Raw genomic sequence first — 14,131 nt, 5'->3', positions numbered from 1 at the left:
ACAACTAATATTATATCGTATTTCCATTAAAATGCAAGAAGTTTTTTCTTTAATTTCTGTCCTGCAGGACCGCTGCCTCTAGGCCCCTGTAAACCGAATGTCCACCACGCATATCTCCGCCTTTGTCCCGACCCGCATATTAGGGCCAAAGAGTCCGGCTCCGGAAGTGACGATGCTGTGCATCTGCCCTTTTTGCAGATAGCCGCAGGGATTCTCCCACAGAAACTTCATAACCATATTGCCGGGGAACATCTGTCCGTCGTGGGTATGGCCGCCCAGGTCCACGTCCACTCCCGCATCCGCCAGTTCCTGCAGCTCTTCCGGCTCATGGTCCATCACAAGAACAGGCTTTGACAGGTCCATGTCGGCCGTGATCTCCTCCGGCGTCTTCCGAACCGTGATGCCACGCCCCGGCTTCCCTGCGTCAGCCCTGCCAAAAAGATAAAAGCTGTCATCGATGAGCACGCCCTCATCCTGAAGAAGTGTGATACCCGCCCGCTCCAGAAAGGCGTCCATCCTGGGATCGCTCTCTTTTTTCCCGTCTTTGCTTCCAAAGGTAAATCCGGCCAGTATCTTCTCCTGTATATCGTGGTTTCCGTAGCAGGCGTAGACGCCGTATTTAGCGGAGATGCCTCCCAAGATCTGAACCAGTCTGTCCGGGTCATCCAGAGCATCATACTCATTGTCAAAAATGTCTCCTGCGATGACCACCAGATCCGGCTTCTCCCGATTGATCTTCTCCACCATATCTTCCATCTGCCTGCAGCCGATATTGTATCCCAGATGTAAATCCGCTGCCAGCACAACCTTCAGGTCCTCCAGCCCTCCCCCGGACTTATCAACCGCCACCTGGTACTTCGTCGTGTGGATGATCCTGGCGTTCACCACGCCCCAGAGAGACAGTACAGCGATCAGCAGTGCTGCCGCGCCTCCGGCTATTGCCCGCCGCCTCCGGCTCCGGGGCCTGCTTTCTGCCCCATCCTCTTCATGCGCCGCGCCGCCCTTTCTGGAACGGCGGCGCAGCCAGGCGGTCAGGCGGATCAGTTCTGTGCAGGCCAGGATCAGCAGCGCGTACAACAGCACGCCCAGCCAGTAGTTGCCCACAGACTTGAAAAAGCGCTGGAGGCTGCCCGCCGGCAGGAAAAATCCCACCAGCAGGGACGTAGCAAAGAAAAGATACATCAGACCGGATACGATGCGCGCCGGCCGACTTCCAAAAAGTCCATGGCATACAGACAGCCACTGTGTCAGTCTCCAGAAAATATAGATATTTACAAGTATGTATAGGGGGGATAAATATATTGCAAGCACGCTGTTTTCTCCTCGTAATCTGTAATGCCTTTTCCAATGTTAGGGTGCTGCGCCGAATAGATGCTGTCCACGGCAAATACCGTCAGAAGAATCAGACACAGCGGGATCAGGATCCAGGAGCGGATGCGCTGGATCTGGTTGTCAAGAAGGGGCGCCAGCATATAGACGATGGCAATGCCTCCTATGCCAAAGACCAGCAGGCCTTCCGCACAGATCCTCCCGTTCAGGTTCAGGAAGTATCCGCTGTAATCCCACCATCTCTCTCCGTCGTGGAGGATCTCCAGAGCCAGTGAAGTGGCGTACTCCACACAGCCGCAGAGAATGACAATGCCGGCGAACTCAAGAACTGGCCGATTCCTCAGCCTGTTCAGGAGCATGAGGATCAGCACCCCTCCGCCTCCATAGATGGGCAGCCATGGTCCGTGGAGTACTCCTCTGTTGACAAATTCTCCATCTGTCACCAGATGCAGGCTGACCTCCCAGGCCCACCCGATCACAGAGAAGATGAAAAACAGAAGGATAATAGACCATATAGAATAGTGCCTGAGATAGTGGATCGTCTCTATCTTCGGCCTCTTCTCCACTTCCGGCACGGCGGAAAGCCTGCTCGGATAGGCCTTTCTGTCCACGGCGTCCTTTAGGAGCTCCATCTTCACCCGCCGGGCCTGCATCTCTTCATATTCTTTCTCTTTTTTTGAATTTGTCAGAAGAACACCCAGGCAGTCTGCAAAAAACTTCCGCACGCCGGACAGCTGCAGAATGTCCCTGGGCCGGCGTATCAGTGCAGAGATGACATCCTCATAGGCAAGGTAGATCAGCTCATCCTCCGGCATCTCATAGAGGTAGGTATCATTCAGAAACTCGCAGCCCTTCATATGCGCCTTCTTCGCCTCAGCCCGGAGATCCGCGTAATACTCACTGAAAGAAGCCGCCCTGTAAGGGTTTGAGTAGAGGATCTCGGACAGGCCCAGTGTCGCAGCTCCAAGAAAAGTCCACGGAAGAAAGGAGAGCTCGTAGACGAAACACTCCCATTTGTGTCCCTTCATCATCCTGCGTGACAGGCTGATGGCCTCCCTGGAGGAAATATCCGGGTTCTCCGCGGCAATATAGGGCACCAGGTAATAAGAATAGTACTTGATCACACCGCCAATGATGGTGAAATTCCAGAGCATCTGGTAGAGGGAGGTGCGGAACATAGTACAGCACACCTTTGTCCACTTCTTCACCCGCAGAAGGAACAGCATACGCTGGAACGGAACCTTCTCGTAGATGCGCCCCTCCAGGAACACACGCCTGGAGATCACTTTAAATATATTGACAAAGAAAAACCATACCACAAAGAGAAACGCCGCTCCCAGAAGGATAAGGCACAAAACGGCAAGGTTTTCAGAGCCCGTCAGAGAGTGGAGAGCCGCCAGCATGCTGACCAGTATGGAGCCGGAGGTCACGCTGTTCACCAGGCCGGCCAGCACCCCCCTTGTCCTTCCAAAAGCAGGATTCCCGCTTCTGGACCTCTCCACCTCTTCCTCCTTAATCTCCTGGGACAGCGCTCTTCCCTCTTCCTCGCCGTCTTCCAGGATATCGTACATAACGTCCGCAAAGCCCTCTCTGGTCCCGGAAGGTTTCTCCAGACGAGTCTGCGCCTCATACCCGGAGGCAGGGGATATCTCCAGCACATTCAGGGAGGAGGCAAACTCAGAGCCTATATAGGCTGCAATCAGGCAGATTGCCACATACAGGATATAATGTCTTTTCAGGGCTCTCCTCGCCCTGCGCTTCATCTCTTTTCTCGTAGGCATGTTTCTTCCCCCTCTTTTCGCTGTGTCACATCTGGTCTTTTCCAGCGCTGTGGACAGTAATCTGCGTGTAGGGGATATTGATCCCCTCCTCATCAAAAGTCAACTTGATATCCTCCAGCAGCTTCCAACGTATTCCCCAGTACTCCTCCATCCTTGTCCAGGCCCGTATCCCCAGGACTACGCTGCTTGTCCCCAGGGAGTCCACGAAGACGGACATCTCCATGTCTTTCAGTATGCCGGGCGTATTCTGGAGCATATCCTCCAGTATCTTCTTGGCCTTTCGAAGATCCGACTCGTAGGAAATATCAATCCGCAGGTCAAGCTGGCGCTCATCCTTGGCAGTCACGTTGGTCAGGCTGTTGTTCGTCAGCATGCCGTTGGGGATGACAATGGTCTTATTGTCCACAGTGGTCAGCTTTGTATGAAAAAGCTGGATTTCCTTGACCGTTCCCTCATTCTTGTTATTGTCCTCTACGATATAGTCGCCCACGACAAAAGGCTTCAGTGTCAGAATCAGCACGCCGCCTGCAAAATTGGAGATCACTCCCTGCAAAGCCAGGCTGACCGCCACGCCTGCCGCAGCCAGAATGGCCGTAATGGATGAAAGATTCACTCCGAAACTTGTAATCACCAGGATCACCAGCACTGTGTACAGGCCGTACTTGATGATAGAGTCTGTAAACTGGCTCACCCCTGTATCTGCGTTGGAACGGGCAAAAGCTCTTGCCGCAAATCTGCGGACTGCCTTGATGATATATTTTCCTGCAATGATCAGGATCACCGCAAAGAGGATCTTAAACCCAAAACCGATCATATCCGGGATATGGTCCTCTATAAACTGGAGAAACATGTTCACATTCTCTACGGTCTCCTCTGTTGTCTCAGCAATTTCTTCTGTATTCACAGGCATCTCCTCCTTATGATATAGAATCAGTCTACTCCTTCAGGGCCAGAAAAGCGCTCAGGTTCCCCCTGTTCCACCCGGACACCCGGTGGGAAAACAAAATCCGGGGATTGCAGCAGGTACACAGGTTCGTCACAGCGATGTGCTCCGGCAAAAGCCCGGCTCCTAAAAGATTGAGCTCATTGGCTTTCCACAGATCAAGCTGGTACTTCCCCCTGCCTTTCTGCTCCTCTTTCTGGTAAAACAGTTCCCCCCACACGGACGGATCGTAGTTCTCCTTGAACTGTCCGATCACATCCTCGCTCACTTCATAGCAGTCCTGGCAGATCGAAGGACCCACCGCAGCCAGGATATCCTCCGGCCTGCTTCCAAATGCCTCCTCCATCTTTCTGACAGTCACACCCGCCATATTGTGCACCGTCCCCCTCCATCCGGAGTGGGAAAGCCCCACCGCCTTGCGGACCGGGTCCACAAAGTAGAGGGGAACACAGTCCGCGTAAAAGGTGACAAGGCACAGCCCCGGCGTCTCTGTGATCATGCCGTCAGTCTCCGACAGGCTCTTCCCGGCGTCCTCCTCTGTGACCAGCGCCACATTGGTGGTGTGAGTCTGGCATGTGTAGACCATCTTCTCCCTGTCCACACCGATGGCCGCGGCAATCCTTCTCCGGTTCTCCTCCACAGCCTCCGGATCATCGCCTCTGTGGATGCTGATGTTCATGGAAGCGCATCCTCCCTTACTGACTCCTCCCAGCCTGGTAGAAAATCCCTGATTCACGATGCCCGTCTCCTCCAGAAGGGGGAAGGAAAGATAGGGCACACCGCCCTTTTCCTTTTCATCGATCATATGTCTCTGATCTTTGTATTTCAATCCAATACCCATACATTCACTCCTCATACTCAAAAGCGCCTTTGATCAGTGTGATCTTTTCCCGGCTGCCCTCAATGCCTACAACGTCAAAACGGCAGGGAACCCCTGCCAGGTGATGCTCCATCAGATAAAAGAGGGCGCACCTTGAAATGATCCTCTGCTTCCGGGGCGTCACAGCCTCCAGCGATCCGCCCTTTCTGGCTGTCTTTCTGTATTTCACTTCGCAGAAGACAAAAAAGGAACCGTCCCGGGCCACAATGTCAACCTCTCCTGCCCGGCATCTGTAGTTGAACTGCAGGATCTGATAGCCCTGCCCCTCCAGATAAGCCCCCGCTTTTCTCTCCCAGTCAGCTCCCATCTGTCTTTTGTTGTATGTCTGCCTGTATGCCTGCTCTCTCACCAATTTTGTATCTCTGGCATGGCCGCTCCCGCCCTGTCCACAGGCCAGCCTTTGTCACTGTACGAAATGCTGGATAAATGTCCTTCTGTGGATGGGAGTGGGACCGTATGTCTTCAGAGCCTCGATGTGGCTCTTTGTCCCGTATCCTTTGTTGGATGCAAACTCATATTCGGGAAAGACCTGACCATACTCCCGCATCAGTCTGTCCCTTGTCACCTTGGCAATAATGCTGGCCGCTGCGATGGAGACACTCTTGGCATCCCCCTTGACGATGGGGACCTGGCGGACCTTTAGATCCGGTATGGTGACCGCATCGTTTAAAAGGATATCCGGCTGTACCTTCAGCTGCGCCACCGCCATCCGCATGGCCTCATAGGTGGCCTGCAGGATATTGATCTCATCGATGCGCTCCGGCCCCACGACACCCACTCCCACTGCCAGGGCCCGGCTCATGATCTCATCGTAGAGCATCTCCCGCTTCTTCTCCGACAGCTTCTTGGAGTCATTTACATATAGTATCTTTTCGTCCTTTGGAAGAATGACAGCTCCCGCCACCACAGGGCCGGCAAGAGGACCGCGCCCGGCTTCGTCGATGCCGCAGACCGCCCCCCAGCCGGCATACTCTCTCTCGTACACACTCATGGCTTCCAGCCGGTCCAGCTCCTTTTTCAGCTTCTCTTCCTGCCTTCTCTTCTTTTCTTCTTCCCGCTTATTCATGTCTGATAAATCCTATCTTGTCAAATGGATAGATGCGCACCCAGGCCCGGCCCAGAAGGTCGCTCCTTTTCAGCACCCCCACGCTGGGGTCACGGCTGTCGGAGCTGTGGTTCCGGTTGTCACCCAGCACAAAATACTCATCCGCTCCCAGGGTGATAGGCTGGTCCGCAAGCTGTCCGCTCTCCATGGGCTCCGCTCCGTAGATGTCGCTCTCCAGCAGCTCCCCATTGATATAGACATAGCCCCCGATGACCTGGACCGTCTCCCCCGGCATGCCGATGATCCTTTTGATGTAGTATGTGTCCTCCTCATATTTATAAGGAAATACGATGATGTCATATCTCTGTGGATCACGGAACCTGTAGGAAATCTTATCCACGATCAGATTGTCCCCGTTACTTAATGTGGGTTCCATGGACTGTCCGCTGACCATGGTCCTCTGCCCCACATAGGTGATGATCAGGTAGCTTAGTCCTATAATGATCAGTATATAAACGATCCATCCCAGGAGCTCCCGGAATATACCGTGTTCTTTCTCTCGTCTGCGTCTTGCCATTTTATTCATCCTGCCTTTTTCTTACTTCCAATCATTTTATCATATCTGATCCGGATATTCCAGCGTCAGCCTTCCCAGCCTTCCATCCCGGAAGTCATCCAGCAACAGAGTGGACGCCTTCTCCATATCCAGCTCGCTTCCCCGCACAAGGCAGTGACGGCTCCTGGCGATCCCTTCCAGGATGCCATAGGCGTCCCCGTCCTCCTCTACACTGTATTTCTCCGCAAGGACACCCGGGTAGTTCTGCTGCATGAACTTTACGAACTCTGCGGCAAGCTCTGTCCTCTGCAGGATCTCATCCTTGATGGAGCCTATAAAAGCCAGCTTCATGCCCACGGACTGATCCTCGAATTTAGGCCAGAGAATGCCCGGCGTATCCAGCAGCTCCACATTTTTATTGAGCCGTATCCACTGTTTCCCCTTTGTCACGCCAGGTTTATTTCCCGTCTTGGCGCAGGCCTTCCCCGCCAGACTGTTGATAAAGGTGGACTTGCCCACATTGGGGATCCCCACCACCATGGCGCGCACCGGCCTGTTCAGAATGCCTCTCTTCCTGTCTCTCTCGATCTTCTCCTTGCAGGCCTCCTGTATAACCGCGTGGATGCTCTTCATCCCGCCTCCTTTTTTCGAGTTGACCTTGACACAGGAAAAGCCTTGCCCCTGGAAATACTCCATCCAGGCGTCATTCCACTTCTCCTCCGCCAGATCCGCCTTATTAAGAAGGATCAGTCTGGCCTTGTTCTTTCCAAGTTCGTCAATGTCCGGATTCCGGCTGCTCACAGGGACCCGGGCGTCTGTCAGTTCGATCACCAGATCGATCAGTTTTATATTCTCCTGCATCATCCGCTTGGCCTTTGTCATATGGCCTGGATACCATTGAAAATGCATGTGTTTCCTCCTTATAATAAATGTGCTCTAAGAACGCACCAGCCCAAAATCTTCCCAGGGCGAGACGATAAACCAGACTTTCCCGTATATATAGGACCGTTTCACAGCCCCCACGTCCGCCATGCGGCTGTCTTCGCTGTTCTCCCTGTCATCTCCAAGCACAAAGAATTCGTCTCCTGCCAGTTCGATCTCCTCCGCTGCAATGCCGGGGTCCGTGATCTCGCTGATCCCGTAATCCTCCTCCAGCTTTTCGCCGTCAATGTAGATCTCCCCTTCCAGGATCTGCACTGTCTCTCCCGGAAGGCCGATGATACGCTTGATATAGTAATGGGAGTTCTCATTTCCCTTGGGCTTAAATACGATAATGTCTCCTCGCTTCGGCGCTGTGGCGTCATATACGATCCGGTTCACAAGCGTCACGTCTCCGTTGCTGAGAATGGGGCTCATGGAGTCCCCCACCACAGCCACCCTCTGCCCGAAATACCACACAAAGACAAAGGCAAACAGACAAACGACGGCGATCTTGCCCGCCCACACTGCCACCGGTTTCAGCATCTCGATCCGAAATGTATTTCTTCTTCTGCGTCGTCTTCTTCTGAATTTCAATCCTCTCATAAATCTTTCCCTGTCAGAAACTCCTGTCTGTATAGCATAAAAGGGACAAGATACAGTATGTATTTGTCCCTTCCTCTTTGTTTTCTTATTTTACTAATTCTTTTACCTTGGCTGCTTTTCCTACGCGGTCTCTTAAGTAGTTCAGTTTTGCACGTCTTACTTTACCTCTGCGTACAACTTCAACCTTCTCTACGTTAGGAGAATGAAGCGGCCATGTCTTCTCAACACCTACGCCGTTAGAATTCTTTCTTACAGTAAATGTTGCTCTTGTGCTGCCACCCTGTTTCTTCAGGACTGTTCCCTCGAAAACCTGGATCCTTTCACGGTTACCCTCTTTGATCTTTCCGTAAACTTTTACGGTGTCGCCTACTCTGAACTCAGGCGCGTTCTCTTTGAGCTGTTCAGCTTCAATGTTCTTGATAATATCGTTCATTGTGTGACCTCCTTGTTATTCGGACGTTCTTAATACATTTTTCTATTCCCGCCTCAGCGCGGAAGCGTATCAGAGGACCATCTCTTTCTTCTCACAACGCATTTTATCATAGCATATGTACAGGAGAATTGCAAGGAAAATTTCCGCCATCTTCCCCTCTTTTTAGGACATTCTCAAGGACCCGCATCCGTCGGACCTGTCAGAACGGGCCATAGCCGATGCCGTGTGCCACCATGATCAGGATAAAGGCACTCACTATGAAAGAGAGATAGATCTTCCAGCAGAATCTGATCCAGGAGCCATAGTCCACCCCGCACATGGACAGCTGGACAAGGGAGCTGCCCGGCCAGAAGCTGTTGGTGATGCCGTCGCCGTACTGGTACGTGAGCACCAGCACCTGCTGGTTGATATGCAGGATCTTTCCCAGGGGCTGGAGAATAGGCATGATAATGACCGCTTTTCCGCTTCCCGATACCACCAGGAAATTAAAGAGGGTCACAAACACAAAGATGATCAGCAGCGCCAGGATCGCGCTCTTGTTCTCCAGCAGCTCTCCCATGGCGTGGACAATGGTGTCCATGATGCAGGCCTGGTTCATAAGCACCACTACTGACTGGGCAAGGCCCACGGCAAAGGCCGCCGCGAACACTCTGGTGGCGCCTTTACAGAAAAGCTGGCAGGCCTCACTTGGGCTGAACCGGAAAATAACGGTCAGCACCATGCCAAACATGACATAGAGAGCCGCGATCTGGGCAAAGGACCATCCCTGTGTGATACAGCCGTACCCCTGGATGACGATGACCGCAAGAAAGGCCAGCAGTCCCAGCACTCTTCGCCCGGTCATCTCCTCCGTGTGCTCCATCTCATCCTCCGTCTTCTGCCCCATGTACTCTTCGCTCACGATACTTTTTGCCGGATCCTTCCGTATCTTTCGGCAATAGCTGTACAGGCCCGCAAGGCCGATCAGATAGAACACCACCAGCCCCACAGCCCGGTAACCGATGCCGGAAAACATGGGCAGCCCCACGATCTGCTGGGACACGCCGGTGGTGAACATGTTCATAAGGCCCGATGTAAAGCCCACCGTGCTTCCCACGATAGCCAGACCGGCGCCCACGATCCTGTCATACCCAAGGGCAAAACCGATGCTCACTGCCAGCGGGTAAAAAGGATAGGCAGCCTCCCCGTATCCCAGGACTCCAAACACCACAAAGATGGTGTAAAAGATCCACACAACGGAAAATTCCCGGCCCCTGGTCCGCTTTAAGATAGCGCCGATCCCCGCGCCGAATGCCCCGCTGACCTCCAAAAGGTAGATGACGCCGGAACTGATGAACAGAGTTCCCATGATAGTGGCACCGTTCACAAACCCGTTGTACACCGCCTCAAAGTAGTTCATAAATGTGATAGGATTCTCATTTTCCACATATCGGAACGTATCCGGATCCACCACCGATATCCCCGTCGTCTCATCGGTGATCCGCTCGTAGCTTCCGCTTGGGATCACGTAGGACAGCGCCACCACCAACAGCATGATGAGCAGGAGGATGATAAATACATGGGGCATGTGGAAGCCTTTGCTCCTGGATGTTTTCTTATCCATTTTCTTCACTCTCTTTCTCTCTATAGATAACGATAACGCCTTCGCCTCCCGCCTATCTGCGGGAAGCCAGCCATGAGATGGCTGTGTAAGCGTGAAGGGCAGCTCCCAGAGGAAGCACCTCCTCGTCCAGCACCATATGGGGATTGTGGAGGGGCGCATTTCCCGGCTGTCCCGCTCCAATAAAGGCAAACATGCCCGGCACTTCCCTGGTGATATATCCGAAATCCTCTGTCCCCGTCATAGGCGGGATCTGGCAGACATTCTCTTTCCCCAGTATCTCTTCCGCAAAGGAGACAAGCTCCCGGCACAGCGCTTCGTCGCTGTAAGTGCAGGGCGTGTGGAACACAGTCAGGTCATACGCCCCCCTCCAGGCCTTCACATAGTGGTCGATGACCTCCGGTATCCGCCTTGTCAGATGGTCTGCTGCCTGGACATCCAAAGTCCGCACCCCGATATGGAGCTCCGCCTCCCCGGGAATGATATTGACAGCTGTGCCTCCCTTTGCCACGCCGCAGGTCAGAGCCACCATGGCCGCAGGGTCCGCCTCCCTTGTAACAAGCAGGTTGACAGCCTGGTACACCTGGTTCATGATCATCAGGGGATCAATGCAGAGCTGTGGCTGGGAGCTGTGGCCGCCGCTGCCCCTGATCTTCAGGATAAACGTATCCAGGGAAGCCGAATTGACGCCCACTGCATACCCCAGTTCCCCTGTTCTTGTGACGGACTGGACATGGAGCCCGAATGCGGCGTCCACCTTCGGGTTCTCCAGAAGACCATTCTCCACCAGAACTCTCGCCCCGGCGCCAGTCTCCTCCCCGGGCTGGAACACCAGCTTGACACTCCCGGCAAGGGAGTCCTCCCTCTCTTTGAGGATCTGCGCCGCCCCCAGGAGCATGGCCGCGTGGCTGTCATGGCCGCACATATGTCCATATCCATTCCCGGATCTAAACGCCAGATCACTGTCCTCCCGGATAGGAAGGGCGTCCATATCCGCCCGCAGCAAGATGCAGGGGCTGCCATGTCCGATCACGGCTGTCACTCCCTCGGCCCGCTCCATCCTGGGGAAACCTGCTTCCATAAAATCCCTGGTCACTTGTTCCGGCAGATCCCCGCCGCAGTTCTCCCACGGTATTCCCATCTCATCCAGCCGTTTTCTGATATAATCCGCTGTCTTTGGCAGCTCCATCCCGATCTCCGGTATCTGGTGAAGGTACCGCCTGTCCGCTGTGATCTGTCCTCGGAGCTCCTCCGCTCTCCTTCTGATCTCGGCCGCTGTCACTCCCATAATCTCTCACCTGTCTTTCCTAATTCCAATGCCCTGGTATGCCGCAAAAAGTCTGCACGCTCTATAAAAAAGAAAAGAGCCCCTCTGACGGAACTCTTCGAACTGACAACTGCCCATAACACTCCGCTGCGCATTGTCTCTATATACTGTACTGTAAGTATGTACGATCTTTACAAAAATATGATCGCGATTATCATAGCATTTTCCACTGCCTTTCGCAACTATTTTTCGGAATTTTTCTGTCAGCAGCAAAAACTTATCGGTTCTCTGGCAAACTCTCCGCAGAGAGCCACTGCCGCACAACGGACACATTCTCCTCCACTGCCTGGGCGATCCTGTCTACGGTCATTCCCATGCCTGCAAGGTTGATCGCCACGGCTCGTTTGCCTTCCTGTCTGCCTCGATTTTCGCCTCGGAGTTCTCCCCTCTTCTCTATCATATCCGTCAATTCACACATACGCTCCACGCCTCCTTCTTCACCTTTTAAAAATTTTACTCGCCGGGATAAGGCTCCCTGGCTGTCATCCTCCGGATCCGCCGTCTTGAAATAGCGCATCAGAGCTGCCACTTCTGACCCGTCATCCACCTGTGCATTAATATAAGTGACATGACTGCCATCCTCATACAACCTCAGACATGGCTTTTGCCCCTCTGTCAGAGATTTGCTGACATGACACACCGTCCTGCCCACATTCCAGATATCTGTCTCACTCACGTAAAAAATGTATCGGTCCGGCATTCCGCTGTAATCCTCTCCCTTTCCAAGGAGACTGCTGTCTGTCATCGCGCTGTAGAACCGGACTCTCCGGGCGTGATCCACATAGGCCTTCCGCTGTACCTCAATGGCGTAGAGAGCTCCGCATATATCCTCTGCCAGCACGTCCAGTCGGACACTCTTTGTCGCAATTTTCGAGATGCTGTACTGGGTCTTCACTCTCCGGAGAGTCAGTTCCTTTTTCCCCGTGAATATCCGCAGCACATACTCGCAGGCCGGGATGTCCTCCAGAGCCACTGACATGAATACGTCACTCAGCAGCGTAAACTTCTGGATCTCCCGAACCCGCTCCTCGCGGGTCAGCATCTCTGCTTTTTCTTGATTTTTTATGATCATTTAATCACAAGACACGGTACTCCCGATAAAATCCTGCCTGCAATTGCTAAAATCTTTATGCCAAACTTCTATTTACAATTACCGCAAACGCATTTGCCCTGCCTTTTTGATACTCATTGCCTGGCACTCTTCATACTCCTGGATACGCTTATTTATGGCTGAAAAATAATCTCGGAATTGATGATGGGTGAAAGCGTAACGATTGCGTTCTTGAAAAGAGCCATCTGTAGTTTGATACTGGTATACAATGCCAAGATAGCTAAAAATGCAATCTATTATTTTTGGTAACATGGAGTCATTACATGGCATATTTGCCGAATGCGTTCTATAAAGAGAATCAGCCACTTTTATCAAGCAAATAGATTTATACTGGAAATCCATAAAAGGAATGGTAGATAACCCGTTGCAAAACGATCTGATTACAAAAATGGAATTTTTGATCATCTCTTCAAAATCTGTTTCATTCACAGAAAAACAATCTTCTTTTTCAAAATGCCATCCAATATAAGGAAGAACAAAATCAAGGATGAAAGCTGTTTGCTGCGCATCAAGAGGATTTGTTCTCGTGTCGGTTGCCCTTCTCCGTATGTTGTAAAATGAAGAATTGCGATGAAAGAAACTGTATAATATCTCGCCGGGTGTTTCCGGTAAATCAGAATTGGTGTCTTCGGCACAGAACATACAGATATACAGTGGGATTCTCAAGCATTCTACTAAAGGTTTACTTGCCATAATGAGTCCAATTTTTGTTTCAGACATCTTACATTTTTTCAAGTAAGCAATAATATCATTATTTTCCAGACCAATCAAACGGATATTTTTAAAACTGGAAGCATAGTATGCAGCCTGTGTTTCTCTGCTTGTTGTAATAATACGAACATTATCAGTATGTGATAGATGGTTGTCATTTTCAACAAGCTGATAAAGGCTCTGATACAGAGCTTGGTGCCCTCCAATTGTAGAGAGTAATTTGGATTTAATAATATTTGTTAAATGTACAAAACCATCATCCGTTATGATTTTTTTAAAGATGCGCTGATTCAGAGCTCTTTTGCCAAAAACATTTTTTACTGTTTGTTCTATATTTATATCTTCTTCTTCAAAGAGCATCAAATATAAGTCTTTATGTTCAATCCCTAATTTTTTACAATGCGTTGATAATGCTTTCAGGACATCACTTAATATCATGCCAATCATCTCCTTGTTACTTATTTGTACCATTCGTTGTTACCGACATTTTCCACTTATGAGAGTAATGTATGCATATAGCAAAGAAATGCTCTTGAAAATATCATACCATATTCTGATAAATACCTTAATATCAAATTCTACATAAATGTTGAATTTGACGAGCAATGGTATCGGAGATGTGGAACTTAGAGAGCGGGTATTTTGATACACTTATTTTAACAACTTTCGGAGGTGAAAAAATGACACAGGAAGAAATAAACACATATATGATGGCTTTGCCCTATGATGCGATGGGAGATTTTTCAGTGTTTCGTGAAGAAAAGCACAAGGAAACTCAAACAGATTCGGAGAAAACTCCACAGCAAAAATAATTGTTTCACTTTATAGGACAGGCTTAGCAGGATAACCTGCTGACCGTTCCAGTATAAAGCACCAAGAGAGGGGTTCGGT

15 protein-coding genes are annotated in these 14,131 nt (G+C 51.3%); 1 reads left to right on the top strand and 14 read right to left on the bottom strand.

The window, feature by feature from the left end; all coding sequences use genetic code 11:
* Positions 1 to 78: 78 nt before the first annotated feature.
* From INF30_RS00865 to INF30_RS00800, 14 genes are all read right to left on the bottom strand, one after another.
* Positions 79 to 1,311, bottom strand: a complete 1,233-nt coding sequence (locus INF30_RS00865) for a metallophosphoesterase (RefSeq protein ID WP_226393936.1) — start codon at positions 1,309 to 1,311, stop codon at positions 79 to 81.
* Positions 1,272 to 3,110, bottom strand: coding sequence for a DUF975 family protein (locus INF30_RS00860; protein ID WP_226393935.1), 1,839 nt, complete (start codon positions 3,108 to 3,110; stop codon positions 1,272 to 1,274). Before INF30_RS00860 ends, INF30_RS00865 begins: the two co-directional genes overlap by 40 nt.
* A 25-nt stretch (positions 3,111 to 3,135) precedes the next feature.
* Positions 3,136 to 4,020 (bottom strand): mechanosensitive ion channel family protein, encoded by an 885-nt coding sequence (locus tag INF30_RS00855; protein ID WP_076777574.1) that lies wholly within the window; start codon positions 4,018 to 4,020, stop codon positions 3,136 to 3,138.
* A 25-nt stretch (positions 4,021 to 4,045) separates the two neighbouring features.
* The gene (gene pgeF, locus INF30_RS00850; protein WP_226393933.1) at positions 4,046 to 4,894 is read right to left on the bottom strand and encodes a peptidoglycan editing factor PgeF; all 849 of its coding nucleotides are present in this window, start codon (positions 4,892 to 4,894) and stop codon (positions 4,046 to 4,048) included.
* Positions 4,895 to 4,898: 4 nt separating this feature from the next.
* A complete protein-coding gene (locus INF30_RS00845) occupies positions 4,899 to 5,282 on the bottom strand; it encodes a YraN family protein (RefSeq protein ID WP_281725951.1) in 384 nt (127 codons plus the stop codon).
* Positions 5,283 to 5,336: 54 nt separating this feature from the next.
* Positions 5,337 to 5,999, bottom strand: coding sequence for a ribonuclease HII (locus tag INF30_RS00840; RefSeq protein WP_226393932.1), 663 nt, complete (start codon positions 5,997 to 5,999; stop codon positions 5,337 to 5,339).
* Positions 5,992 to 6,555 carry a signal peptidase I gene (gene lepB / locus INF30_RS00835; RefSeq protein ID WP_226393931.1) on the bottom strand — a complete coding sequence of 188 codons (564 nt, stop codon included), beginning with the start codon at positions 6,553 to 6,555 and terminating at the stop codon, positions 5,992 to 5,994. Before lepB (INF30_RS00835) ends, INF30_RS00840 begins: the two co-directional genes overlap by 8 nt.
* Before the next feature lie 39 nt (positions 6,556 to 6,594).
* Complete coding sequence (gene ylqF / locus INF30_RS00830; RefSeq protein WP_076777578.1) at positions 6,595 to 7,443, bottom strand: ribosome biogenesis GTPase YlqF; 849 nt, start codon at positions 7,441 to 7,443, stop codon at positions 6,595 to 6,597.
* A 27-nt stretch (positions 7,444 to 7,470) separates the two neighbouring features.
* Positions 7,471 to 8,058 carry a signal peptidase I gene (gene lepB, locus INF30_RS00825; RefSeq protein ID WP_076777579.1) on the bottom strand — a complete coding sequence of 196 codons (588 nt, stop codon included), beginning with the start codon at positions 8,056 to 8,058 and terminating at the stop codon, positions 7,471 to 7,473.
* 85 nt (positions 8,059 to 8,143) lie between these two features.
* A complete protein-coding gene (gene rplS / locus INF30_RS00820) occupies positions 8,144 to 8,491 on the bottom strand; it encodes a 50S ribosomal protein L19 (protein WP_033125426.1) in 348 nt (115 codons plus the stop codon).
* A 199-nt stretch (positions 8,492 to 8,690) separates the two neighbouring features.
* Positions 8,691 to 10,094: a YfcC family protein gene (locus INF30_RS00815; protein ID WP_226393930.1), complete on the bottom strand. Its 1,404-nt coding sequence runs from the start codon at positions 10,092 to 10,094 to the stop codon at positions 8,691 to 8,693.
* 52 nt (positions 10,095 to 10,146) lie between these two features.
* Positions 10,147 to 11,379 carry a M20 metallopeptidase family protein gene (locus INF30_RS00810; protein WP_226393929.1) on the bottom strand — a complete coding sequence of 411 codons (1,233 nt, stop codon included), beginning with the start codon at positions 11,377 to 11,379 and terminating at the stop codon, positions 10,147 to 10,149.
* Positions 11,380 to 11,635: 256 nt separating this feature from the next.
* Positions 11,636 to 12,460: a hypothetical protein gene (locus INF30_RS00805; RefSeq protein WP_226393928.1), complete on the bottom strand. Its 825-nt coding sequence runs from the start codon at positions 12,458 to 12,460 to the stop codon at positions 11,636 to 11,638.
* A gap of 108 nt (positions 12,461 to 12,568) precedes the next feature.
* Positions 12,569 to 13,678 (bottom strand): hypothetical protein, encoded by a 1,110-nt coding sequence (locus tag INF30_RS00800; RefSeq protein ID WP_226393927.1) that lies wholly within the window; start codon positions 13,676 to 13,678, stop codon positions 12,569 to 12,571.
* A gap of 242 nt (positions 13,679 to 13,920) precedes the next feature.
* Between INF30_RS00800 and INF30_RS14575 the strand changes: the two genes are divergently transcribed.
* On the top strand, positions 13,921 to 14,052 hold the full coding sequence (locus INF30_RS14575) for a hypothetical protein (RefSeq protein WP_264176822.1): 132 nt from the start codon (positions 13,921 to 13,923) through the stop codon (positions 14,050 to 14,052).
* Positions 14,053 to 14,131: the final 79 nt, after the last annotated feature.

The organism is Claveliimonas monacensis (genome assembly GCF_014982975.1).
GTDB classification, from domain to species: Bacteria; Bacillota; Clostridia; order Lachnospirales; family Lachnospiraceae; genus Claveliimonas; species Claveliimonas monacensis.
This window is presented reverse-complemented; position numbering and strand designations above follow the sequence as displayed.